The organism is Bythopirellula superficialaquae, from assembly GCF_059632245.1.
Genome location: NZ_CP197426.1, coordinates 1,282,460 through 1,306,249, shown reverse-complemented (window position 1 = coordinate 1,306,249; position 23,790 = coordinate 1,282,460). Strand labels below are relative to the sequence as shown.

Here is a 23,790-nt window from a genome sequence, read left to right as displayed (position 1 = left end):
GACTGCTTCCGGGTTTGGCTGCCAGCAAGATTCTTGACCTTAGCATTGCTGGCATAACGGCTTGGCAAGCTGCGTAACTTTTACCGCTGGTAACGGAAATCATAGTTATGCCGGTTTTGGCAGGCCGAAAACCAAGCAGAGACCCTAGCTTCTTTGGGAGCGTGGACTCCCTGACCGTAACCCGCGACTGACTCGGCGGCCTCGAAATAGGCCTTCGGTGGTATGGCATCCTCTTCTCGCACACGATGGGCTGTGATAGTGCTCTACCTCATGGTAGCGCTCCCCGGCTGTCGTTCGGGCGGCGACAAAACCTTCAAGGCGGCGATCCCCGAAGACTGCTACCACACGATTGCCACCGAGGTTGACTACCCCGTGGTCTCGCCTTGCAGCGCCTCCGAGGATTGGGCCCCACTGGCCCCATTGTCAGTCACCAACGAGCAACCGCCCGAATACTGGGACGTGAATCTTGAGACAGTCGTCCAAATGACACTCTCGCAATCTCAAGTGTTGCGCGACCTGGGGGGCACCGTTCTAAGGTCACCGGCTACCGTGCAAACTTATTGGGACACGGCTATCGTCGAAACGGATCCACGATTCGGTGTCGACGCCGCCTTGAGCGCATTTGACGCTCAATTTTCGTCCAGTGCTTACGGCGAGAAAAACAATCGCGCACTCAACAACGAATTCTTTGGCGGCGGCACACGCATCTTGTATCAAGACGCCTTTGTGATGCAGTCGCAAATTACTAAGACCTCCGTGGCTGGTACACAGTTGGCCGTCCGGCACTTTACCGACTATGACGGCAACAATGCTCCTAGCAATCTCTTTCCGAGTGCCTGGAATACGAATATCGAAACTGAATTTCGTCAGCCGTTGCTGCAAGGTTACGGCATGGAGTACAACCGCATCGCCGGTCCGACGAATGTGCCCGGCGTCTACAACGGCGTGTTGATCGCTCGTGCCAACACCGACATCGAACTCACCGACTTCGAGATTTCTGTTCGCGACTTAGTTAGCAATATCGAAAATGCCTACTGGGATCTCTATTTCGCCTATCGTGACCTCGACGCGAAAATTGCAGCACGGGATGCCTCGCTCGAAACCTGGCGACGGATTCACGCCCTGTACGAATCGGGCCGCCGAGGTGGCGAGGCCGAAAAAGAAGCCCAAGCTCGCGAACAGTTCTTCCGTTTCCAGGAAGAAGTGCAAAACGCATTGAGCGGCTATCTGGTGGATGGCACGCGCACCGAGAACGGTAGCCCAGGTGGTACGTTCCGTGGTAACGGCGGCGTGCAAGTCGCGGAACGGCGTTTGCGCATGTTGATGGGCTTACCACCTAGCGATGGCCGGCTGCTGCGCCCCTCCGACGAACCATTGACCGCTCCCGTGCAATTCGATTGGACGGCTACAACTCGAGAAGCCGTGATTCGACGTCCTGAGTTACGCCGCCAACGATTCCAAACGCGGCGCTACGAACTCGAATGGATCGCCAGCAAAAATCATTTGTTGCCACAGTTCGACACGGTGGGTCGCTACCGTTGGCGCGGCTTTGGTCACGACTTGTTGAATCCGGATTACAGTGCTGGCGGCGAGTTTGACAACGCCTACAAGAATCTCGCCAGCGGCCGTTTCCAAGAATGGCAGATTGGCTTGGAGTTGACCGTACCACTTGGCTACCGCCGGGGGGCCGCTGGGGTGCGTAACGCCGAGCTGCTGCTTAGCCGTTCGCGTGCCTTGCTTCGTGAACAGGAACATCAAGTGCTGCACGGCGTCTCCGCCGCGGTTGCCGAAATGGAACGTGCCTATGTTGTCTCGCAAACCACTTACAACCGCCTTGATGCGGCGCGGAATCAACTCGAAGCTATCCGCGCAGCCTTCGAAGCTGACAAGGCTCCGCTGGATTTGCTGCTTGATGCCCAACGTCGCTTGGCGGATTCCGAAAGCCGCTACTTCCGCTCGCTTTCAGAATACGCCATCGCGGTTAAGAACGTGCATTTTGCTAAAGGCACATTGCTTGATTACGACGGCGTGTATTTGAGCGAAGGGGGTTGGCCGGCGGCGGCCTACACAGATGCCACGATTCGGGAAAACCGCCGTGGTCGTCCTCGCGAGTTAAACTATGCCTCGTCGCAGGCCCCACTCGTGGCTTACGGGCCTTACGAACAACGACTGGACAAAGTCATCCATGAGCCAGCCACCGCACCGGAGCATCCAGGAGTTCCTGAGCCCGCTGATGGAGAAACAACCGAAATGATTCCAGACGTTTCGGAGGCCGTTCAACCACCCTGGAAGCCGAATGTGACTGCCGTTCCAATTGCACCCAAAACAGAATCCGAAGTGACGCTTCTCTTCGAAGACACGTCCGAAGAGCTTATCGAACCGGTGCAATATCAATCGGAGCAATTGCTTTCGCGCCAATAACCCAGAAATAATTTAGGCCTGGGCCGTTTGCAATTCTCCAACTAAATAATCGGCCAGTCGCTCAGGTGTAGGGTAACTCCAGATCACCATTGGTGGCGACTGCAAACCCAGCAGTTGATCCAGCTCTAAGCTGATTTCGACAGCCGTGAGCGAGTCAATTCCCAGCTGAGAGAACGGAGTTTGTGGCTGCATCGCTCCCGGCATCAAATTCGCGCGTGCTGTCAACCACGTCAACAGCCAGCCCAGCATCTCCGCCTGCAAGTGCTCTGGTGACATCTGACCGATGCGATCAAGAAACATCGGGGGTACGGCTGGGGTTGGCGAGACTTCCCAGTGGTCGCCTTCTGCTTGCTGATTGACCCATTCCGCAAGTACTGCCAACTCTCCATTGAGGTACTGCTCGCGGATGCGATGCCGCTGCACCTTGCCGCTAGAAGTCATCGACAAGCTGGCCGGGCGAATGAGCACAATCGCGTAAGGGTCGATTTCATGCTCTTCAACGACGGCCGTGCGGATGGCTTGGAGCACTTGATTGTGATCGGCATGCCGGCTTTCACGGCGCAATTGATGAGCGAGCACCAACTCTTCGCGGCCATCAATATTGATGGAAAAAGCGCCTCCGAGATCAACCGCCTCATGGGCTGCTTGCGCCGTCCGTTCCAGATCATGTGGGTAATGATTGCGCCCCCGCACAATCACGACGTCCTTCAAACGCCCCGTCACGAACAACTCACCATCGTGACAGAATCCTAAATCGCCCGTGCGGAGATACTCTTCGTCGTGGCTCGAACCATTCGTGGCGAGCTTCGCACGAAAGACTTCAGCATTGATGGCTTCTTTATTCCAATAACCACGAGCAATCGATTCGCCACGAACCCAGATCTCGCCAACTTCATTTTTGCCACAACTGGCATGGGTCTTGGGATCAACAATTTCTACTTCGACCCCCAGACATTCTGGGCCGCAACTCACGAGGGCTTGTGTGCGTCCATTTTTCTCGGCCAACTGCACGATTCGATTGTCACGCATCGCCTGGCGATCGACTTGCAGCACACGCGGCCCCGCGGCGGATTGCCCGCCCGTCACCAGCAGCGTCGACTCAGCCAATCCATAGCAAGGGAAGAATGCGCTCGGCTTAAACCCCGCGTCGGCGAAGGCATCGGCGAATTCCGTGAGCGTTTCAGAATTGATCGGTTCCGCGCCACAGAACGCCAGTCGCCAGGAACTCAAATCCAAAGCCTTTCGGTCGGCGGGACTTGTCTTCCGTTCTGCCAGTTCATAAGCAAAATTCGGCGCGCCGCTGATCGTCGCCTTCGTCGCGGAGATCAATTCCAACCAACGCTGCGGTCGACGCAGAAATGTCGTCGGCGCGATTAACGTGCTGGTCGCACCGACATACAACGGCGTCAGAATTCCGCCGATCAATCCCATGTCGTGATAAGCCGGCAGCCAAAACACCCCTTGGGCATGCTCATCCGAACGAATGCCAAAGCCAACTCGAATCGCTTCGAGATTGTGCATGATATTGCCGTGGCTCACCATCACACCGCGCGGTTCGGAAGTTGAGCCCGACGTGTATTGCAAAAAGGCCAGTTCGTCGGCGTTGCGAACCACAGGTTGAAACGCACAGCCTTGTTGCGTTGCGATATTGTCGGTCGCTTCCCAAGCAAGCGCGCTGATCGCCGGGGATTGTTGATCAAGGCAAAGACCGCCCAACACGCTAGTCTGTGTCAGCACTAAGCTCGGATGGCAATCGGCCACAATCGAGTCCAACCGAGGCATGGGCCGTTTGGGCTTAGGATAGGTCGCCGGCACGGGGAGCGCACCCGCGTAGACACATCCCATGAATGCCGCGATGAACTCCAAACCGGGGGGGTAGACCAGCAGCACCCGATCACCCGGCTTCACCCGCGAGGCAAGCCACCCCCCCAAGGTTCGTGAACGCGCAGATAATTCTTGGTAGCTCCACGATTCGGTCTGTCCCGTGTCGTCTTCAAAGACAAAAGCCGTGCAATCGGGATAACTTACCGCCTGCTGCTCGACCATGTCGGCCAAGCTGGCGAATCGCGGGCCGGTCTGTATCAGCTCGTTATCCATTACAATCGACGACACGGGAAAGCTTCTTCACGGGACCTGCAGGCAACAGGCTGCCATAGATTAGCCGGTTGGCGTGCTTTGGGGAACACAATTGCACGTATCGTTCCCAAAAATCGGAACGAACGGGCAAGCTCCGTGATCGAATTTCGCTCATTCGGATGGATAACACTCCGTATTCCTTAGGGATTTGCCTCGGGAGACGCTTCTGCCGGATTCGCGGGAGGCGGATTGGTCGCGGGCTGATTCGTCGGGGGAGCCAATCGAATCCCCAGCCGTTGGTTGTTTAAGTAAATGACCCCTTGGTAGGAGACGGCCCCGTCCCCCTGCCCTGGCGTCATCACCGGAAGTGGTTCCGTTAGGGCCACCACGAGCGGCCGCCGCATTTCATCGATCACCGCTAACTGCCTCGCGATAACCCTACCTACGATGACGTCGTGCGAAATATCACAGATTTCGTTCCCGTCGCTATCCTTCAGAATGAGAGCTCCCACACGGTCGGCCAATCGCGTGGGGTCGCCGTTGATGGCTCGTTTGAAACCAAGCTCGGCGAGAGATTTATCAGGATCCTGCTGATCGATGATTTGCAGCCGTTCGCAGCGAATCTCTTTGGCTTCCACGCGGTCGATGAGCTTGTCCCGGACCGCCGCGCCTAAGGCGAACAACAGCAAAGGGTAGATGATCCAACGTTCACGTTCCGACATGCCTCACTCCTGACAAAAATTATGACCTAATACAGTGCTTGTGTTTGACCTTGGGCGTCGACTTGCCGTGGCAGCCAAGCGAGGTTCACGCGGCTGACTTCGACCTGATTCTTTTCAATTGCCGTGAGCAGGGAATCTCGAACTTCATGATCAGCTGAAAGCCGAGTACCCAGCGCAACTCTGAAGCCGTCGAATTCCTTCTGACAGTCTGCGAGTTTCTCTATGAGCTCAGCCAATTCGGCCTTTGCTTCGGAGTATCTTCGTCTGCCGCGAGTCATTTGTTTGGTCGAGGTCTGCGTCACGATTTGCTTGCGTGTGCTGCCACCCAGCAAACGAACAAAAATCACCTCAAGCGCTCGCCACAGACTCCCCAGCCACCACCACCGATTCTCATCGACTTCGAGTTGAACTTTGCGGACCGAATCTTCTAGCTTATCACGCTTCGTCGTCAGGTCGCGTAGGGTGCGATATTGCTTTTCAAACCACTCGCTCAGATCGCGTTGCCAGATCTTGTAGTTTTTGTCCTGGGTCAGTGGCCCCACGAGCGAAAGGAATCCGCTGTTGGTGTAAGGCTCGTTATCCCAATCATTCGGTGGCGTGAGAATCTGGGCATCGTCCCAAATCGATGATGGAAGCTCGCTGTTCATCTCGCGACGCACCAGAAACTTGGCCTGCGGTGATGACGCAAGTTGGATTTCAGCAACCAGTGCCGGTTGATACTGAACCGTTTCATCGAAACCGGGCACACGGCTCAGCGGCCAGAACTTTTCCGAGATATTGCCCGACAGCATCGGCCGGGCTTGATCGTGACTCACGGTCGGTCGTTCCGCTGGCTTGTTCTCAGCAGCTTGAGACTCGGCCGCGTTTGGCTTGCGATCCTTCATCAGCAGGCGAATCTGATCGCGCGTGAGTGGCCCCCGCAGATACGACATCACCCAGCGGGTGTGCATCACCTGCGGCTGGTCATCATGCACATTGTTCACTAGAAATACGCGGCTCCGCAGCCCGGACAGCATCGCGTCCATCTCGCTGCGATTGAACTTGGAGCCTGTTTGGGCCGATGCGCCTTCTAGGCCGTCGAGCACACGAAGTTTGTCGCGCTCGGTTTGTAACCGCCCCAAAAACCATGTCCCCGCGTTCGAGAGCCCTTTGTAATCCAGATCGACCGGATTTTGCGTGGCGAGCACAACTCCCAATCCATACGCACGGGCTTGCTTGAGCAATGTGAGCATCGGCCGCTTGCTCGGCGGATTGGATGACGGCGGGAAATAGCCAAACACCTCGTCCATGTAGAGGATCGCTCGCAGGCTCCCCGTGCCGGATTGCGAGCGCATCCAGCTCAATATTTCGTTGAGCAGAATCGTCACGAAGAACATCCGCTCGTTGTCGTTCAAATGAGCAATCGACAGAATCGACAATCGTGGTTTCTTATCGGCGGTGTACAGCAGCGACTCGATATCCAGCGACTCCCCTTGCAACCAATTCGCAAACGAGGGGGAAGCCAACAGATTGTTAATCTTCATCCCTAATGCCATGCGGTCTTTGGCGGGAAGAAAATTCTCGAGGTCGACGATCCCCACCTTGGTAAACGGTGGCTTTTGAATGTCATGGATGAGCACCGACAGATCGAGGCTGCGCCCCGCACGCCAGGCGTGATCAAGGATGTTGGAAATGAGAATCGCTTCGCGGCTTTGCACCGGATCCGCATCGATCCCTACCAAGGCTAGCACGCACTGCGTCGTCGATTGCAGCAAATCGTTGTAGGTGTCACCGTCATCGATGACGGCCTGCGGCGGGGCATGAAATCCTTTCAACACCGTGAGCGGCATCCCCGCCGTGCTGCCGGGCGTGTAGATCACCTTATCAACGTCGGCGTACCTTTGTACTCGCGATTGGTCTTCATCCCAGTCGGCAAGCCCCTTCTTCCACAGGGCGGCTGTCTGCTCCGCCAATTCCTCTTTCGTGATGCCCTGCTGCTGGGCCACCGAAGAATCGACCCACGGCTCAAAGTCACTGGGCTTGAGCTGCGGGAACGCGAGCAGCAGATTACCTAAGTCCCCCTTGGGATCGACGGCGATCACGGGAATGCCATCGAGCGCGGCTTCTTCCAAGAGCGACATGCACAAGCCGGTCTTGCCGCTGCCGGTCATGCCGACGCACACCGCGTGGGTCGTCAGATCGTTGGCATCATACAGCACCTTCTCCTGCGCAAGCTGACCCGTGGCCAGATCGAACGGTCGACCGAGATAAAAGGAACCGAGTTTCTCGTAATCAGCCATGAGTAGTCGCCCAACGTCCTGCCGGAAAATTGCTCCGCGATTCTAGTCCGATTTGAAATAATGGTCTATCTGGCTCGACTCGTGGTATGGCTTTTGGAGTTTTGGAACGAATCAGGCGAATTTCGATTTCTGGTGACAAAACCCATGAGTTTTGGAACGGTGCCAACGAGTTTGCTCTGCAATAATCGATGAATACAGAAATCACAGGTGACAAAAGTCCTGGGGTTTTGGTCAAAATATTTTCGCGTTGATTCGTGATTTAGCGCCCAGCGCCAGCCAAATACATAACGCCGCGCAGGCGTATTGTGACACGTGAAGGAGTGCTTCGCCACAACGATTCTTGGCCACTAGCGGAGTTTGAAATGGCGGGTGGCAAGAAGTTTTAGGCGATGCTTGAATACCTCTTGTGCTGCGCACCTCGACAGATGTCCGACTGAGTTTTTCCTAGAGACGACGCACTTTGCGGACGAAGTGTCGGGGCTACCCGTATCACTTACTTCGTCGCGATCGTGTACGACAGCCCTAAGCCGCGGCATAAGAGATGCGCGAATTTGACGGGCAGCTTATCAATCAGTGGTTCGCACCATTGTTTGCCCAACCGCAGTCCCTTGCCGCATAGGTAGATGCGCTGCCTGCTCACACACAGTGGCGTGGCCACCGAGCGGAACCCGGTTTCCTTAAGCAGCTTGACCGTCTCTGACAGCCGGTATTCTTTGAAGTGCAGGCCGCGGGCTTCGGTGCGCAGCGGACAAAATGTTCGTGTGATGTCCGAAGGCCGCAACAACCAGTTCGGCGTGATCGTGACGAGCATGCCGCCCAGTTGCAGCAAGCTGTAAATGTGCGACAGATAATCGGCGATCTCATCGGGGCAAATATGCTCGAACACGTCGTTCCAATAGATCAACGTGGGACGCTCATCCAACGAGTCGCGCTTCACTTGCCGGAGATCGCCAAACAGAAGTTGATCGGCGTAGCGTTCTCCCAACAGCGCGACGGCATGTTCGCGCATGGTGCTGGAAATTTCTACCCCCGCGACCGAGAACCCATGATTGCTAACTTCTTTCAGCAGCATCCCGCTCCCGTAACCAATCTCGAACAGGTGGGGACGCTCGACGCCTTGATTCGTCTGGCGCTCGAGCAGTTCGAGCACCAACTTCACGTAGCGTTTGTCGAGCCCCATCACCAACGGCTCGTCGTCCGTGCGTTGTGCGGCGAGGATCGTGCAGATCGTGTCGTAAGCCTGCCCCGTGACCAAAGCACGTTCGCGGCTGTTCTTAGGCAACTGGGCAATCGCGCGCGCAAAGCGTTGCTCTTGCTTCCACTGCAACTCGGCGAGTTCCAAGGGGCTGAGTCCCGCGAGCGGTAGCCAATGCCCATCGGCCAGCATCACTTCCGGAAGACCGGGCGACGGCGTCTCGACCAGGGGGTCGCTTGATTCCAGGGGAAGTGTAAGCATGTGAGGGCAATCTCGCCGGCAATATCTGTGGTCATCCGCCATCGTAAGAATAGTGCGCGAACCTCAGCCACGACGTGCGGTTCTTTGGGGGCGGGGTCACATTGGAAGGCTTATACCAATCGTGACGCCATCCCCCTAGCCGCCGGCGCAAGCCTGTGGTCGAACCCACAGAAACCACGGGCTTGCGCCGGTGGCCAGAATGGGGTTACAATGGTCGTTTCTCGTCTCCAGGCCTACCAAACCGCAAACTAAGGATCGTAATCGTGCCCGCAGCACTCAATAAAATCAGCAGCCACATCACGCAACCCAAGTCCCAAGGAGCCTCGCAAGCGATGCTCTACGGCACGGGGATGACCGAAGACGACATGCAAAAAGCGCAGGTCGGCATCGCCAGCGTTTGGTACGAAGGTAATACGTGCAACATGCACCTGCTCGATCTGGCGGCTAAGGTCAAAGAAGGCGTGAAAGCGGCGGGACTCGTTGGCATGCGATTCAACACGATTGGCGTGTCGGACGGCATTTCGATGGGGACCGACGGCATGAGCTTTTCGCTGCAATCGCGCGATCTGATTGCCGACTCGATTGAAACGGTCATGGGGGCCCAGTGGTACGACGCCTGTATCACCATTCCCGGTTGCGACAAGAACATGCCGGGCTGCATCATGGCGATGGGTCGTTTGAACCGCCCCGGCCTGATGGTCTACGGCGGCACAATCAAACCAGGATTCACGCACTTCGGCGGCGACTCCCAGAAGCGTGACGTTGTGAGCGCGTTTCAATGTTACGGCGAATTCCTGGCGGGGCGAATCACTGAAGACGAACGCAAGGAAATCGTGCGTTCGAGTTGTCCCGGCGCGGGGGCCTGCGGCGGTATGTACACCGCCAACACAATGGCCTCGGCCATTGAAGCGATGGGGATGTCGCTACCTTACAGTTCATCGATTCCTGCTGAAGACCCCGACAAGATCAAGGAATGTTTGGAAGCGGGCAAAGCCATCCGCGTTTTGCTGGAACGCGACATTAAACCACGCGACATCATGACCCGCGCGGCGTTTGAAAACGCGATGGTGCTCACGATGGCCGTCGGGGGTTCAACCAATGCCGTACTGCATCTGTTGGCCATGGCGCGCAGTGTCGACGTCGAACTCACGATCGACGATTTCCAAAAAGTGAGTGATCGTATCCCCTTGCTCGCCGATCTCAAGCCAAGCGGAAAATACGTGCAAGAAGAATTGCACGCCGTGGGGGGCACGCCAGCAGTCATGAAGATGTTGCTCGCCGAAGGCTTGATCGACGGCTCGTGCCTGACTGTCACGGGCAAAACGATTGCCGAGAATTTGGCCGATTTGCCAGGACTCAAAGCCGGGCAAGAGGTCGTGAAGCCGCTTTCCGATCCGATCAAAAAGACGGGTCACATCCGCATCATGCGGGGCAACTTTTGCCCTGACGGCGCGGTCGCCAAAATCACCGGCAAGGAAGGTTTGCAATTCACCGGACCGGCCAAGGTGTTCGACAGCGAAGAAGACATGCTGCACGCGCTCGAACAAGAGAAGATCAATAAAGGCGACGTGGTAGTTATTCGCTACGAAGGCCCGCAAGGGGGGCCGGGCATGCCCGAGATGCTCACCCCCACCAGCGCGATCATGGGTGCCGGTTTGGGAAGTGACGTGGCCTTGCTCACCGATGGCCGTTTCAGCGGCGGCTCTCACGGATTCATCGTGGGGCACGTTACGCCCGAGGCGCAAATGGGCGGTCCCATCGCGCTGGTAAAAACCGGCGACAAAATCATCATCGACGCGGAGAAGAACACGATCGACGTCGATATCTCCGACGCGGAATTCAAGTCCCGACGTGCTGCCTGGAAAGCCCCAGCGTATAAAGCGACCCGTGGCACGCTCTACAAGTATATTAAGAATGTGAAAAGCGCGAGCGAAGGTTGCGTGACGGACGAGTGAGGCCGTTAGCCGGCATCGCCCCGATGCCGAGTAAAGGTATTTGCACTGTTTTCACGGCAGTGGAACACTGCCGGCTAACTTTGTACTTCTTGCCGATTCCCTGCCGAAAAGATATCCATCACCTCAGGAGCGGAGTCCGCTTTCTCAAGCTGGTCACGGATCTCGCTGCTACCGGCGAGGCTTGCTAGTTGGCTCAGCAGCACGACTTGCACGTCGGGCTGATCGTCGGGGGTGACGAGCAAAAATACCAGACGCACGATTTCGCTCGAATCCGGATTGAACAACACCCCTTCTTGCGACCGTCCAAAAACGACCAGCGGTCGCGTGAGTCCCGGCACGCGGGCGTGGGGAATCGCCACGCCGCATCCTAAGCACGTGGGGAGTTCGCGTTCACGCTCCAGGGCCAGATAGGTTACGTCCGTCCCCAGCGGCAACAGCCCTGTGGGAATGTTTGCGGCGAGTTCACTGATGACTTGTTGAGGCGTGCTGCCGCGTAAATTCAGAACAACACCCCCTGTCAGTAGTGCTTCCTGCAGAAATATTTTGGGCTCGCGCGGATATTCATCTTCGATACGGCCGACGACTTGCTCCAGAATGTCTTCAATCGTCACCAGCCCGACGGGACTGCCGTTGTCTTCCACGAGGCAAACCGAGGCATTCTCGCGCTGGAAATGAGCGAGCGCGGTTTCGATGTCGGTGTTGGCACTCACCGCGGAAAGTGGTCGTGCCAGTCGCAGCCAATCGCTGCTCTCGGTTCCTTCGGTGACAAGATCTTTGGCCAACAGATACATGGTTGTCCGCGCGGTCTGAGAATCGACAATCGGCCAGCGAGAATAGTGATGCTCAGCAACTTGACGGCGCACTTCGTCGACGGTCGCGGAACTGGAAAGCCGACGCACACGTGTCCAGGGGACCATGATCGTGCGCACGGTCTGGGTTTGGAGGTTGCTGACGTTTTCCAAAATGAGCTGCGTTCGCAGATCGCGCACCGCATGCTCGACCGATTCCTTGCTGGCTCCGGTGTCGACAAGCACCAGCCGCGCAAGCGCGACGGCGGCTTCCCCTTCTTCAAACACGGCGGCGGTGGCCCCCGCTTGTTCCAGGTATTCGCGTTCGCGCAAATAGTGGGCACGGACAAGAATTCGCACCTTGGGATTAAGATTTCGGGCCAACGCGACGATCGCCGTGCGACCCGTGGCTGCTGGGAGAGTTAAGACAAGATGCGTCGCGGTTTTTACGCCTGACTGTTCGAGTATGGCTTCCCGCGCTGCATCGCCAAAAATGGCCACACGGCGCTGGGTGTGCAATTCGGTGATGGTGTCCATGTTCATATCAATGACGACGGTATCCATTCCGGCATCGCGGAGAAGTCGATCCACGGCACGGCCTACGGGGCCATATCCAATCACGATGGCAAGCTTGGCGTCGTCGCCGTAGGCGGCAATTTGAGCCATCGACACGTCATTCGCTCCTTGCACGCGGCGTTCAGCCCTGGCGTTTAGTAAGCGCCACAAACGCGGATGTTGACGGAGCCAATTTTCGACGGGGTGTAAGCTACGATAAAGAATTGGGTTAATCGTAATTGATAATATTGCCCCACCAACAAGCAAACTATGCCCTTCGATCGGCATCAACCCGTATTCTTGCGCCAGGTTAGAAAGAATAAATGAAAATTCACCGATTTGCGCAAGCCCAAGGGCCACGGTCAAACCCATTCGCACTGAGTGACCTAAAAAGGCCACGATGATGACTGCCGAAACTGATTTCACGACTAGGATGATCCCCATCGTGGCGAGAATCATGAGTGGTTGACTCACTAGAATATCGGGATCGAACAACATCCCGACTGACACAAAAAACAGTACTGCAAAAGCATCGCGCAGGGGCAAGGCGTCGGCGGCAGCCTGATGGCTGACAGGAGATTGAGCGACAACCATACCCGCCAGAAATGCGCCAAGTGCCATGGAAGTTCCAAACAGCACGTAGGTCCCTGCGGCAATCGCGACCGAGAATACGAGAATTGTCAGGGTGAATAGCTCGCGAGAGCGCAGGCGAGCCACTTTTACCAACGCCCAGGGTACGATCTTTGCTCCTGCAATCAACATAATGGCAACCATTGCCACGAGCTTCATGAGTGCCCAAGTAATTGCTAGCGCGGGATGCGTTGCTGGACCGGTTGCGACTTCCACACCTTCCGTTTGACCTAGCACAGGAATCAACACCAGAACAATGACCGAAAGCACGTCCTCGACCAAGAGCCATCCAACAGCGGCGTGGCCTTGATGCGAATTGAGTTCTTCCGCATCCATCAGTACGCGCATAAGTACGACAGTACTTGCAATCGATAAGGCGAAACCTAGGACAAGGCTCGTGTCCGTTGAAAAGCCTAACCAAGTGTAAATCGGCACGGAGACGACCGTACAAATCAAACAATGTGCGATAGCACCAGGAATAGCGATCCCCTTAACCGCTAACAAATCTTTGAGATGAAAATGCAAGCCAACGCCGAACATTAGCAGAATAACGCCGACCTCGGCCAGTTGATGGGCCAAGTTAATGTCGGCCTCAAACCCGGGCGAATGCGGACCGATCACCACCCCAGCGAGCAGGTAACCCACAATCGGCGACAGGCGCATTCTCTGCGTCAGCAGGCCCAGGACCCAGGCCACGGTGAAGCCTATCGCTAGCGTGCTAATCAGGGGATATTCGTGCATATGTATCGAGCTAGGTGGGGTCGCGACGTGTGAATGAATGTGTCTCGCCCAAACCTAACCCAGATCGCCGGTCGGTTCCACCCCGATCCATGTCTGCTCTGCAAAACAGCGATCAGAACCGTCTCAGCTTCATCGCGAGTTGGCTTTCAATCGATGAGTCCTATAATCGAACAATAGTTTCCAGCCATACACTTTTGAACTTGGAACATGATTATGACTGCAACCGTGCGCCCCGCGACTCTGGCTGAACTCCGCACCAGCGGTTGGCAATCGAAAACCGTTAAACAAGAGATCCACGACAACTTCATGCGTCGCTTGCAAGCAGGCGAAGAACTGTACCCGGGTATCATCGGCTACGATGATACTGTCATTCCTGAACTGAATATCGCGATTCTCGCGCAGCACGACATTCTGTTCCTCGGCGAAAAGGGACAAGCCAAAAGTCGCCTGATGCGGTTAGTCGCTAGTTTCTTGGACGACGCGATTCCCTTCATCGCCGATCCCGAGATTCCTGTACATGACGATCCTTATCTGCCGATCACGCGGCGAGGAAAGCAAATCATTGCGGAGCGCGCGGCCGAGGATGTTCCCATCGGTTGGTGGAGCCGCGAAGATCGCTATGCCGAGCGGCTCTCCCCCGGGACAAAATTTGCCGACATCATCGGCGAAATCGATCCCGCCAAATTGGCCTCGGGCATCAGCATGAGTGCCGAAGACTCGCTGCACTTTGGTTTGATCCCACGCATGCACCGCGGCATCTTCGCGATGAACGAACTCCCCGAGCTGGATGAGCTCGTGCAGGTCGGCTTGTTCAACATTCTGGAAGAACGCGACGTGCAAATCCGCGGCTATCCCATTAAGTTCGACATCGACGTGCTGATCCTGTTTAGCGCGAACCCCGCCACTTACAACCGCAGCGGCAAAGTCATCCCGCAACTCAAGGATCGCATCGGTTCAATGATTCAGACGCATTACCCGCTCGAACGCGAGCTGGGTGTACAAATCTTGGAACAAGAGGCGGAGAACAAGGGCGAAGGTGGAAAAGGGAAGGCGGAAAATTCTGAAAATGGAGTCGTTGTTCCTTATTTTATGAAGGAACTGGTGGAAGAGGTCAGCCGAGCCGCGCGGAAATCGAAATTCGTGGATCATCAATCCGGCGTGAGCGCGCGGTTGTCGATTGCCAACTTCCGCACGATGCTGGCCAGTGCCCGGCAACGAGCGGCCGTATTGGGCGAATCACCAGCTGTCCCGCGTATCAGCGATCTCGGACATCTCTATGCGTCATCACTCGGCAAGTTGGAACTCGACTTGATGGGGACCCATCAAATGAGCGAGAAGCAGGTGCTGGACGCGGTGCTGGCCGAGGCGATCGCCACTGTGTTCAACGAATATGTCGACAAGCACGGCCTTGCTGAAATTGCGCAAATATTCTCCGAAGGAGTGAAGATCGAAGTGGGCGATATGCTGCCGTCCTCCCACTATGCGAAACTCCTGCAGCGGGTTCCGCCAGTCTGGGATAAAGCCTTCGAGGTCAACGCCAGCCAAAACGAAGCCGTGCGCGCTTCGTGCGTTGAGTTCATCCTCGCGGGCCTCTACGCCACCGACCGCATCAGCCGCAGCCAATCGCACGGGCGGATTGTGTATGAGATGTGAACCGCATGAACCCGATCAACTACAACCTCGAACCCAATCTCACCTGCGACGAGTTCGTCGACCTGCTCGTGCGTTCGACACTTGCGGAGCGTCGGCCTGTGGATGATCGTGCTGCGATCGAGGGTATGCTGCGTCACGCTGACGTGATTATCACGGCTCGCAGCGACGGCAAGTTGGTCGGCATTTCTCGGGCCATCACCGACTTTGCTTACTGCACGTATCTCTCTGATCTCGCGGTCGACGAACAGTTTCAGCGCAAGGGAATTGGCAAGGAACTTGTCCGCCGGACCCACGCAGCTGCCGGTCTGAAGACTCGTTTGATCCTGCTCGCCGCCCCGGCTGCGGCGGATTACTATCCCCACATCGGCATGCAGAAACACGATTCCTGCTGGATGATTTTGGGTACGAAGTAGCCGCGATGGCCGTAGGATTCAAGGCACTCAATCCTGACGTTTCGCGACCTGATCAGCCCCATTTTGATGCAAGATCAGCATCGCCGCTTTGCCATCCTTTTCGCCGGCAAAGGTGATTTGCGCGTCAATCACCTTGCACGCGAATTTCGATTCCGATTCAGGAAACACTTGGAGCGGTGGCTGCCCGGTTCCTTGAACCGTGAGTTGATCTCCTTCGAGTTTGACCGTCAGTGCAAACTGACGCGTGATGGCATACACGCCTTCATAAGACTTGAGCGTGCGCGGCGAAACTTTCACAACTGCTGGGGCTTCCGGCTGTTCGATGGTTTCTCCCAAGGTGATCCGCGTAATATTTTGACCGAACTCGGTGATCTTTTCGCAGGCCGTATTGCAGAGCACAACGACGCCCGCGTCACGACCCGGAACCACGGACACCCACGAGGCATAGCCCCCCGTCATGCCATTGTGCCAACGGGTGATACCGTCGGATTCAATATGCCAAGCGAGGCCTATGGCTTCGCCCTCTTCCATCGCATGCCGCTTTTCGTGCGAAAGTCGCAGGGCTTTTGTCAGGGGTTGGTCATCCTCGGCATGATTGGCTGCAATGAACTTGAGCATGTCGTTGACCGTGGAGCGAATTGCTCCCCCACCGGCGAGAGTCGGAATATCCCAATTCTTCGATTTTTGCAAAGTCGCGTCATAGGGCGGAGCAAGCCGCTCGCGTTGTTTGTCGGTCAGCTTGATGCAGGTGTCATTCATATCGCATGGCTTGGCAATCTGTTCGATCATGAGTTGTTCGTAGGGCATTTTCTCGCGACTCGACAAAAGAATTCCTAACAGGCCCATGCCGTAGTTCGAATACTCGTACTCGCCGGGGAGACGAGTCAACTTGTAATTCTTCAAGAATTCAAACGCCTGACGGTGCGTGTAGTCGGCGTAGGGATTCATGATATCGGCCGGCGACAAATTATCCGGCAAGGCTGGCAACCCTGAGGTGTGGGTGGCCAGATGTTCGAAGGTGATACCCGATCGATTGGTCAGTGATGACCTTGTGGCCTTGGGCAAATACTTTTGCAGCGGATCATCAAGCTTCACTTGCCCACGTTGCACCAAGTCGGCGAGCAACACACCCGTAAAGACTTTGCTAACCGAGCCGATTTCGTAGATCGTATCGCCGTCGGGGGCGATGGCACTTCCTTTCTCGGTTTCTCCGTAACTCAGGACCTGAGTTTCGCCGTCCTTGTAAATCCCAACCACGAAACCGACGGCCAGCCCGTCGTTCAGCAAAGACTGCGCGAGCGGATCGACCTCGGCTTTGAAATCAATCGCCCTGCCCTGCAAAGGGATGAGCACTTCTAGACATACGGCCAAGAATGAGGCTGTTTTCAAAATTCGCAGGCAATTTGACATGGGATAAGCCCTCGCGTGTGTGCTGACTATCGTTTGTTACTACTGGCTATCACCGGATGATTTCACGGTGGCTTCGACGATTTCCCAAGCGGCCACTTCGGCCAACTCGAAATCGCCGTCGTTAGAGGTGACGGCCACCACCAGGTTCTTGTCGGGGATGAACGCCACGAGGGCATACCACATCGTGTTCGTGCCGTTGTGCCAATAAACCGTGTAGGGAATTTCGGTGCTGGGTTCTTTCTTGACCCAACCACTGGCTTGTCGATCCAACTCGGGCGTGTGCAGCCGTTGATAATTATCCGCCGAAAGCAGTTTTCCTTCACCAAGCTCGCCACGAAGGTGCTCCATGGCATACGCGCAAAGGTCGCCAAGCGTCATATGCACGGCACCCGCGGGGCTCATGATAAATGTGTTGTCTCGCTTGTCATTGGTCGCGACTTTCAAATGCCGGACGTTCCGGTGACCCCGGGGCTGTTCGAGTTTTTCGTCGGAGCTTGTGGGAGGGCCGAATCCCGAGCCCTTCAAGTCGAGCGGTTCAAAGACTTCGCGTTTCACAAGGTCTTCCCAAGTCTCGCCGGTGACCTTCTCGGCCATAGCCGCGGCTAGGGTCATGCCCACATTCGAGTACACATTTTTTTCTCCCGGCGGATAGTCGGGTTGGTCAGACAGCACTTCCAGCACGGCCTCACGGCGAGCCTTTGTGGATTCGGAACCAAGTGCAGGATGCTGGCGACGAGTCTCGATGGAGAAGCTGCGCGGCGCGCCGGCCGTATCTGTCAGCAACTGCTTGAGTGTGACCTGTCGCCAATCCTCATGCACGGAATCATCAAGAAAAATTTCGCCGACGGTATCATCCCAATTCAATTTGCCCGATTCGATCAAGCGAGCGATCATCGTGGCGGTGATGCTCTTGGCGATTCCTCCTAGATGCCAGCGGTCATCGATTTCGAGCGACACCTTGCTGTCGAGCTTGCGTTCACCTTGCACCGCTACGGCCTCGACTTGCCCGTCGATCATCACCATCGCGGCGAGCCCGACGAGATTTTTCTCCTTGCGCTGCTCGGTGACTAAGCCTGCCAGCCAATCCCCCTTGGGACCGTTGCTTTGGGCAGGCCCGTCATACGTTACCTGCGGTTCGACGCGGAATTCTTTTTTCAAGGCCTCGTACTTAATTGCGCGGCGATTGGCCTCGGTTAGGGGAACATCTTCGAGGATCTGTTCCTTGGCGTCTTTCGGAAAGAGGGGGACCACGACCAATCGGACACTCTCCGACGGCTCGTGCCCCATGCCAGCCATCAGTTCGACGAGGTCCTCCTCGAACCGTTTCTGCCACAAGTCGTCGTAGGTCGTTTTGCTAAAGTCGATGATCTTCGTGATCGAGACATCATCAATCGACACGAGCTTGAACCACTCGCCATCGACTTTGACCTCGGGCTGAGAATCTTCCCAGCGCACCGCCGCGAAAGGAGAAACCTCCGGATAGCCCGCTATGGCTTTGCCAGCGAAAAACGCTGCGATGGAGGCGATAATGACTACGCCCGCCGCCAAGACAAAATTTGAAATCAGTGGCCGCCACGATTGCCCATCAACGGTGTCGATCAGACTTTCTTCGGTGTGGAGTTGTTCCTGATCCATGGTGCTGGATTCATCTTGCAGACTTGAGAGCAAGGCAAGCAACTCTTGCCGGCGTGGCATGAGTTGCGTCCGCACGGCGCGTTGATTGAGGTAATAAATGCCCGTGTATAAAGCGGCCACGAACAGGCCAGGGAAAATCGCGGACCAGATGTTCGACGACCTGAGCCATGCTACGTGAATAAAGAACGTGAAGAGCGAAATCACAAACGGCAGCAAGTACCACCAGAAGACATTGCGCAGCAACCAAATTTGATGTTCCACGTCAGCTAAAGAAGCCCGCACGCTTTGGATCAGTGGCTCACCAGGCCCAAACTGTCTTGGCTTATGGCGAATGCGGTCGATCGCAATAAACCCGCTCACCCAAATGCAGGCGGGGACAGTGAGATACCACGTCCATGGCAACGACAACATCGCCCCCATAAAAAACCACACCGGGATCAATCCCAAACCTACGACAATCTCACCGATATCGCGCCCTAAAATTGTCCCTTGGAATGTTTGTTGGTTACGCAGCACTTCATTGAGCAACAAATTCGAATCAACAGTGACGCGAGAGCGAGCCGTTTGCGACTGCCAAGCTTGTTGAAATTTGTCGGGTTCCATCGCATTATCTCGGTTCATGGGACTCGCCGTTCATCAAATCGCTGAGGGTCTTCTTCGCGCGGTTGAGTTTCACTCCCACGTTGCTTTCGGAAATGCCAAGCACCTCGGCCATTTCTCGATAACTCAATTCATCCAAATACAAAAGCACGAGTGCCGCATCACCTTTTGGTAATTGATGAATGGCGTCGTAAAGCTGCTCGACCATTTCACGTTGTTGCACGTTCTCGGTACTGTCACAGCCCTCGGTCACCACGGTTTGTACTTCCAGCAACGGTTGCTGCAAAGTTCGGCGTGGCTTGTCTTTGCGTTGCCAGTTCATCGCCGTGTGCAGGGCCACGCGGTAGAACCACGTCGCCGGGCTGGAATGACCCGCGAAGTTGGGCAGCGACCGCCAGGCTTGCAGCAATATTTCCTGCGCTAAATCCTGGCACTCGTCGCTGGTGAGCGTGTAGGCGCGCGCGACCTTCAACACCGACGAGCCATGCTCATCCAGCCACGAGAGAAACACCGATTGTTGATCATCCTCAAGCAACTCAAACCTGCTTTCATAGGTGTTGGTAACTTGAACGAGCGTGGCCTTACAAAGAATCCAAAAAATTAGTCCACCTATCGTACAAAAACCGTGCGTGGTGAATCGGCAATTGCTGACCGCAGACCGCATGGCCAACTGGACCACCGCCGCCTGCCGAGAAAATTTTCCCGAAGAACTCGCCATTAAGACTCATCCGCGAACGGCAAATCTGGTCTAATGGTGGGTTGGGCGCTACGATTGTAGCTTCAGATAAGATGCCTCTCCGCGGATCACAACGACCCGACCTGCCATGCAATTTGAGCTAGAATCACCGTTCCAACCCGCCGGGGACCAGCCCGCTGCCATCAAAAAGCTCGTCGAAGGCCTCAAGCACGGCCAAAACGAGCAAGTGCTCATGGGTGTGACCGGCAGCGGCAAGACGTTCACGATGGCGAACGTGATTCAGCAGCTCCAGCGCCCTGCGCTGATTCTCTCGCACAACAAAACACTGGCCGCCCAATTGTATAGCGAGTTCAAGGAATTTTTCCCCCGCAACGCGGTGAGCTATTTTGTTAGCTACTACGACTACTACCAGCCGGAAGCCTACATCCCTCAACGCGATATCTATATCGAAAAAGATGCTTCGATCAATGAAGAAATCGACCGCATGCGTTTAGCGACGACGAGTTCTTTGGTCAGCCGCCGCGATGTGATCGTGATAGCCAGCGTGTCGTGCATCTATGGCTTGGGTTCGCCGCAAGATTACAAAGACATGATGGTCGGTTTGCGGGTGGGCGAGTCTTTGGATCGCGACAAGGTGCTCGAACGCTTGATCAACATTCAATACGAGCGCAACGACACCGATCCTGCGCGCGGCAAGTTCCGTGTCCGTGGCGATTGCGTGGAGATCTGGCCCTCGTATGAAGAGTTCGCCTATCGGATCGAATTCTGGGGCGATGATATCGAGAAGCTATCGATCATTGATGCCACGTCTGGCGAGACGATCGACAACTTGAACGAAATCTACATTTATCCGGCCAAGCACTTCGTGTTGCCGGAAGATCGCATCCACAATGCCGTCGATAGTATTCGCCAGGAACTCCGCGAACGCTTGGAGCTGTTCCGCGAGCAAGGCAAGTTGCTCGAAGCCCAGCGTCTCAATGCGCGCACACGCTTCGACGTGGAAATGATGATGGAAGTGGGCTACTGCCCTGGGATTGAAAACTACAGCCAACCGTTGAGTGGCCGTGCGCCGGGCGAGCCGCCTTTCACGCTGTTCGACTTTTTCCCCAAAGATTTCTTGCTGTTCATCGACGAGTCGCATGCCACGGTGTCGCAGATCGGCGCCATGTACGCTGGCGATCGCAGCCGGAAGACGACGCTCGTAGAACACGGCTTCCGTTTGCCGAGCGCGCTCGACAACCGGCCGCTCAAGTTCGACGAATTCAAACAGCGTTACAACCAAGTGATCTACGTCTCGGCGACTCCGGCTGCTTACGAACTCGAACGCACCGGCGGTGAGGTCGTTGAGCAGGTGGTCCGACCCACGGGCTTGTTGGATCCCGTGATCGAAGTGATCCCCGCGCGCGGGCAAATTCCCCACTTGCTCGAACAAATCAAAGAACGAGCCGCCAATGGCGAGCGAACTCTTGTGACCACGCTGACCAAGCGTCTGGCTGAGGATTTGTCGGGCTATTTCTCCGACAATGGCGTGCTCTGCAAATGGCTGCACAGCGAGATGGATGCCTTCGAGCGTGTGGAAGTCTTGCGTGATTTACGGCAAGGTCGCTTTGAAGCTTTGGTCGGCATCAACTTATTACGCGAAGGTTTGGACCTGCCGGAAGTTTCGCTCGTGGCGATCTTGGATGCCGACAAAGAAGGCTTCTTGCGGAGCGAAACATCGCTCATGCAAACCATCGGCCGCGCGGCTCGTAACGTCAACGCGAAGGTGATTCTCTACGCCGACAAAGTAACCGATTCCATGCAGCGAGCGATCGACGAAACCACACGCCGCCGCAAGTTACAACAAGCGTACAACGAGAAGCACGGCATCACTCCCGAAACGGTCCGCAAGGCGATTCACCGCGGCATCGAAGCCACCGCCGCTGCTCATGCCCAAGCCAACGCCGCGGTGGGCAAAACAGAAGAGACCAAATACATCACTGAGGAATATATCGCCGAACTCGAAGTTGAAATGCTCAGCGCTGCAGAGAATCTAGAATTCGAACGTGCCGCGGCGATTCGCGACCGCATTGAGCAGATGCAAGATGCGATCGGCCAACCGGTCGATGCCATCAAGGAAAAAGTCGGCGGATCAGGAAAACGCCGCCGCGGCACCGGCAAGATGGGGAACAAAGTTCCCAGGCCCAAGCGGGGTGTCTAGCCGACGACATCCGCTCCAAGTATCCTCGTTGCCATGCACAAGCAGTACGACAACGAAGAGGTCGCGATCACTCCTGCTGACGTGGAGCGATTTCATCGCAATGCTCCGTTGGCCCTGAAACGCCGCGCAGAGACTTACGCATTCGATGAATTGGGCAATGGATTGCGTTCTCTCTTTCTCGGCGGCGTTCCGCTCGTGGGGATGCTGTGGTTCGACTGGTCGGCGCGCCAACTTCTGATGTTTCTGCTGATTGGTACGTGGGTCGCAATCTTGTGCGATTTTGCCAAATTATGGTTCTTGGAAAAGCAGATCCAGCAATGGGCTGCGGCGAGCTACGACAACTGGCATGTCTGGACGATTGTCGCTGCTTTACGCGCTGGGAAAACGACGGCGCCGAAGTCTCATCTTCGCGCGAAATACGAACCGTGGATGGGGGCCTTCGTCGATCTGCTGCTGGGCGGAATTGGGACCGTGCTGCTTTTGGTCATGTTGACCGAAGCAGGTGAGAAGCTTGATGGCACGTTGCTTGCTGACCGTGGCGTTCGATTTTCTTTAATCAGCCTGATTGCCTATCAAGTGCTGTTTACGGTTTGGGAAATTTCCTGGCACAAGCGCGAGAAGTCCGAACGCCAAGTGAAGGTCGCGGTCGGTATGCGAGGCATGGGATTGTTCCTGCTCTTGTTTCTCGTGGTGATGACCACGGATGGCCAAACCACAGAAAGTTCCTTGTCCCGCATCGCGATGCTTCTGGTCAACGGCGGCATCGTGCTTTTGGGGATCGGCACCATGATCGGACCGCTGTTTCTCCGCGGGGAAACCAACTGGCTCAGGGAATATCTTGCCAAGCGGGCGACCACTAAGAAACAGTGAGCGGTAAAGTTTGACTAATTTGTTTTTTCGGCAACCCAAATGCCCATTGAGCCGCGTTGAGCGTGCTCCGATTCAATGCCCCCCCCTGCCCTTGCCGAATGGAAGTTATGACTGACTTTGCTGAGTAACCACCCTCCAAGCTTGCGGGCATCCTTCTATGTCTTCACGAACCTTGCATTTTTCGGCGATCTTTTTGGCGTTTTCGTTCTGCCAGGTGTGGGTGGCCAGCCAAGCCAATGCTCAACGTCCGACTAAGGCAGAAATCGAAGCCAAGGCGGATCAGAACGAGTGGTATTACGGCGCGAGCGAAGAGAAACCACGCGAAAAGTCGATCGCCATGCAGAAAGCTGAGCTGAAGGCCCAGCAGCGGATGGACCGTTTGGCCTCGCTGCGCTGGTACGGCTTTACGCCCGGCCGTCCGACGGCAGCCACCATGCCGTTCACAACTTCGATGTACTCACCAGCCTGGACCCGTCCCGGTGGTCAGCCTTTCTCTTGGTACACCGGCTATCAACAACCGATTCTCAACACCTATCCAGCGTCGTGGTATTGGTAAGCGTCGTTAGCTGTCTTTTGCCTATTTCCGGCGAATCGTCGAGTCGCGGCTATGGCTGTTGCTTCGATTTCATTAAGCAATGACTCACGCGATTTATTGTCGCGTGTAACTTCTTGCTGCAAGGTTGAGAGCC

15 protein-coding genes are annotated in these 23,790 nt (G+C 55.9%); 7 read left to right on the top strand and 8 right to left on the bottom strand.

The features are described 5' to 3' along the window. The first annotated feature begins 258 nt into the window (after positions 1 to 258). The gene (locus tag SH678x_RS05420; RefSeq protein ID WP_496921867.1) at positions 259 to 2,421 is read left to right on the top strand and encodes a TolC family protein; all 2,163 of its coding nucleotides are present in this window, start codon (positions 259 to 261) and stop codon (positions 2,419 to 2,421) included. Positions 2,422 to 2,433: 12 nt separating this feature from the next. On the opposite strand, the gene SH678x_RS05415 is transcribed toward SH678x_RS05420, so the two are convergent. The 4 genes from SH678x_RS05415 to SH678x_RS05400 all read right to left on the bottom strand — a co-directional run bounded on the left by SH678x_RS05415 (position 2,434) and on the right by SH678x_RS05400 (position 8,954). Continuing rightward, positions 2,434 to 4,533: an AMP-binding protein gene (locus tag SH678x_RS05415; RefSeq protein ID WP_496921866.1), complete on the bottom strand. Its 2,100-nt coding sequence runs from the start codon at positions 4,531 to 4,533 to the stop codon at positions 2,434 to 2,436. A 164-nt stretch (positions 4,534 to 4,697) separates the two neighbouring features. Continuing rightward, positions 4,698 to 5,219, bottom strand: a complete 522-nt coding sequence (locus SH678x_RS05410; RefSeq protein WP_496921865.1) for a hypothetical protein — start codon at positions 5,217 to 5,219, stop codon at positions 4,698 to 4,700. A 26-nt stretch (positions 5,220 to 5,245) separates the two neighbouring features. Beyond that, positions 5,246 to 7,498, bottom strand: coding sequence for an ATP-binding protein (locus SH678x_RS05405; RefSeq protein ID WP_496921864.1), 2,253 nt, complete (start codon positions 7,496 to 7,498; stop codon positions 5,246 to 5,248). A 493-nt stretch (positions 7,499 to 7,991) separates the two neighbouring features. Continuing rightward, positions 7,992 to 8,954: a class I SAM-dependent methyltransferase gene (locus SH678x_RS05400; RefSeq protein ID WP_496921863.1), complete on the bottom strand. Its 963-nt coding sequence runs from the start codon at positions 8,952 to 8,954 to the stop codon at positions 7,992 to 7,994. A gap of 263 nt (positions 8,955 to 9,217) precedes the next feature. On the opposite strand from SH678x_RS05400, the gene ilvD reads away from it, so the two are divergent. Beyond that, positions 9,218 to 10,909 (top strand): dihydroxy-acid dehydratase, encoded by a 1,692-nt coding sequence (gene ilvD, locus SH678x_RS05395; RefSeq protein ID WP_496921862.1) that lies wholly within the window; start codon positions 9,218 to 9,220, stop codon positions 10,907 to 10,909. A gap of 74 nt (positions 10,910 to 10,983) precedes the next feature. On the opposite strand, the gene SH678x_RS05390 is transcribed toward ilvD, so the two are convergent. Further along, positions 10,984 to 13,623, bottom strand: coding sequence for a cation:proton antiporter domain-containing protein (locus tag SH678x_RS05390; protein ID WP_496921861.1), 2,640 nt, complete (start codon positions 13,621 to 13,623; stop codon positions 10,984 to 10,986). Positions 13,624 to 13,836: 213 nt separating this feature from the next. Here SH678x_RS05390 and SH678x_RS05385 point away from each other — a divergent pair, with 213 nt between their 5' ends. Then, positions 13,837 to 15,276 carry a magnesium chelatase gene (locus SH678x_RS05385; protein WP_496921860.1) on the top strand — a complete coding sequence of 480 codons (1,440 nt, stop codon included), beginning with the start codon at positions 13,837 to 13,839 and terminating at the stop codon, positions 15,274 to 15,276. A 5-nt stretch (positions 15,277 to 15,281) separates the two neighbouring features. Further along, positions 15,282 to 15,689, top strand: a complete 408-nt coding sequence (locus SH678x_RS05380; protein WP_496921859.1) for a GNAT family N-acetyltransferase — start codon at positions 15,282 to 15,284, stop codon at positions 15,687 to 15,689. A 27-nt stretch (positions 15,690 to 15,716) separates the two neighbouring features. Here the strand turns inward: SH678x_RS05380 and SH678x_RS05375 are convergent, their stop codons facing one another. Genes SH678x_RS05375 through SH678x_RS05365 form a run of 3 tightly spaced genes read right to left on the bottom strand, consistent with a single transcriptional unit; the run spans position 15,717 to position 20,052 of the window. Further along, positions 15,717 to 17,099 carry a serine hydrolase gene (locus SH678x_RS05375; protein ID WP_496921858.1) on the bottom strand — a complete coding sequence of 461 codons (1,383 nt, stop codon included), beginning with the start codon at positions 17,097 to 17,099 and terminating at the stop codon, positions 15,717 to 15,719. Positions 17,100 to 17,138: 39 nt separating this feature from the next. Continuing rightward, the gene (locus SH678x_RS05370) at positions 17,139 to 19,355 is read right to left on the bottom strand and encodes a serine hydrolase (protein ID WP_496921857.1); all 2,217 of its coding nucleotides are present in this window, start codon (positions 19,353 to 19,355) and stop codon (positions 17,139 to 17,141) included. Further along, positions 19,342 to 20,052: an RNA polymerase sigma factor gene (locus SH678x_RS05365; RefSeq protein WP_496921856.1), complete on the bottom strand. Its 711-nt coding sequence runs from the start codon at positions 20,050 to 20,052 to the stop codon at positions 19,342 to 19,344. The genes SH678x_RS05370 and SH678x_RS05365 overlap by 14 nt, the downstream gene beginning before the upstream one ends. A gap of 106 nt (positions 20,053 to 20,158) precedes the next feature. On the opposite strand from SH678x_RS05365, the gene uvrB reads away from it, so the two are divergent. From uvrB to SH678x_RS05350, 3 genes are all read left to right on the top strand, one after another. Continuing rightward, positions 20,159 to 22,231: an excinuclease ABC subunit UvrB gene (gene uvrB / locus SH678x_RS05360; protein WP_496921855.1), complete on the top strand. Its 2,073-nt coding sequence runs from the start codon at positions 20,159 to 20,161 to the stop codon at positions 22,229 to 22,231. A gap of 33 nt (positions 22,232 to 22,264) precedes the next feature. Continuing rightward, positions 22,265 to 23,101: a hypothetical protein gene (locus SH678x_RS05355; protein WP_496921854.1), complete on the top strand. Its 837-nt coding sequence runs from the start codon at positions 22,265 to 22,267 to the stop codon at positions 23,099 to 23,101. A 157-nt stretch (positions 23,102 to 23,258) separates the two neighbouring features. Next, complete coding sequence (locus SH678x_RS05350; protein ID WP_496921853.1) at positions 23,259 to 23,657, top strand: hypothetical protein; 399 nt, start codon at positions 23,259 to 23,261, stop codon at positions 23,655 to 23,657. Positions 23,658 to 23,790 lie beyond the last annotated feature (133 nt).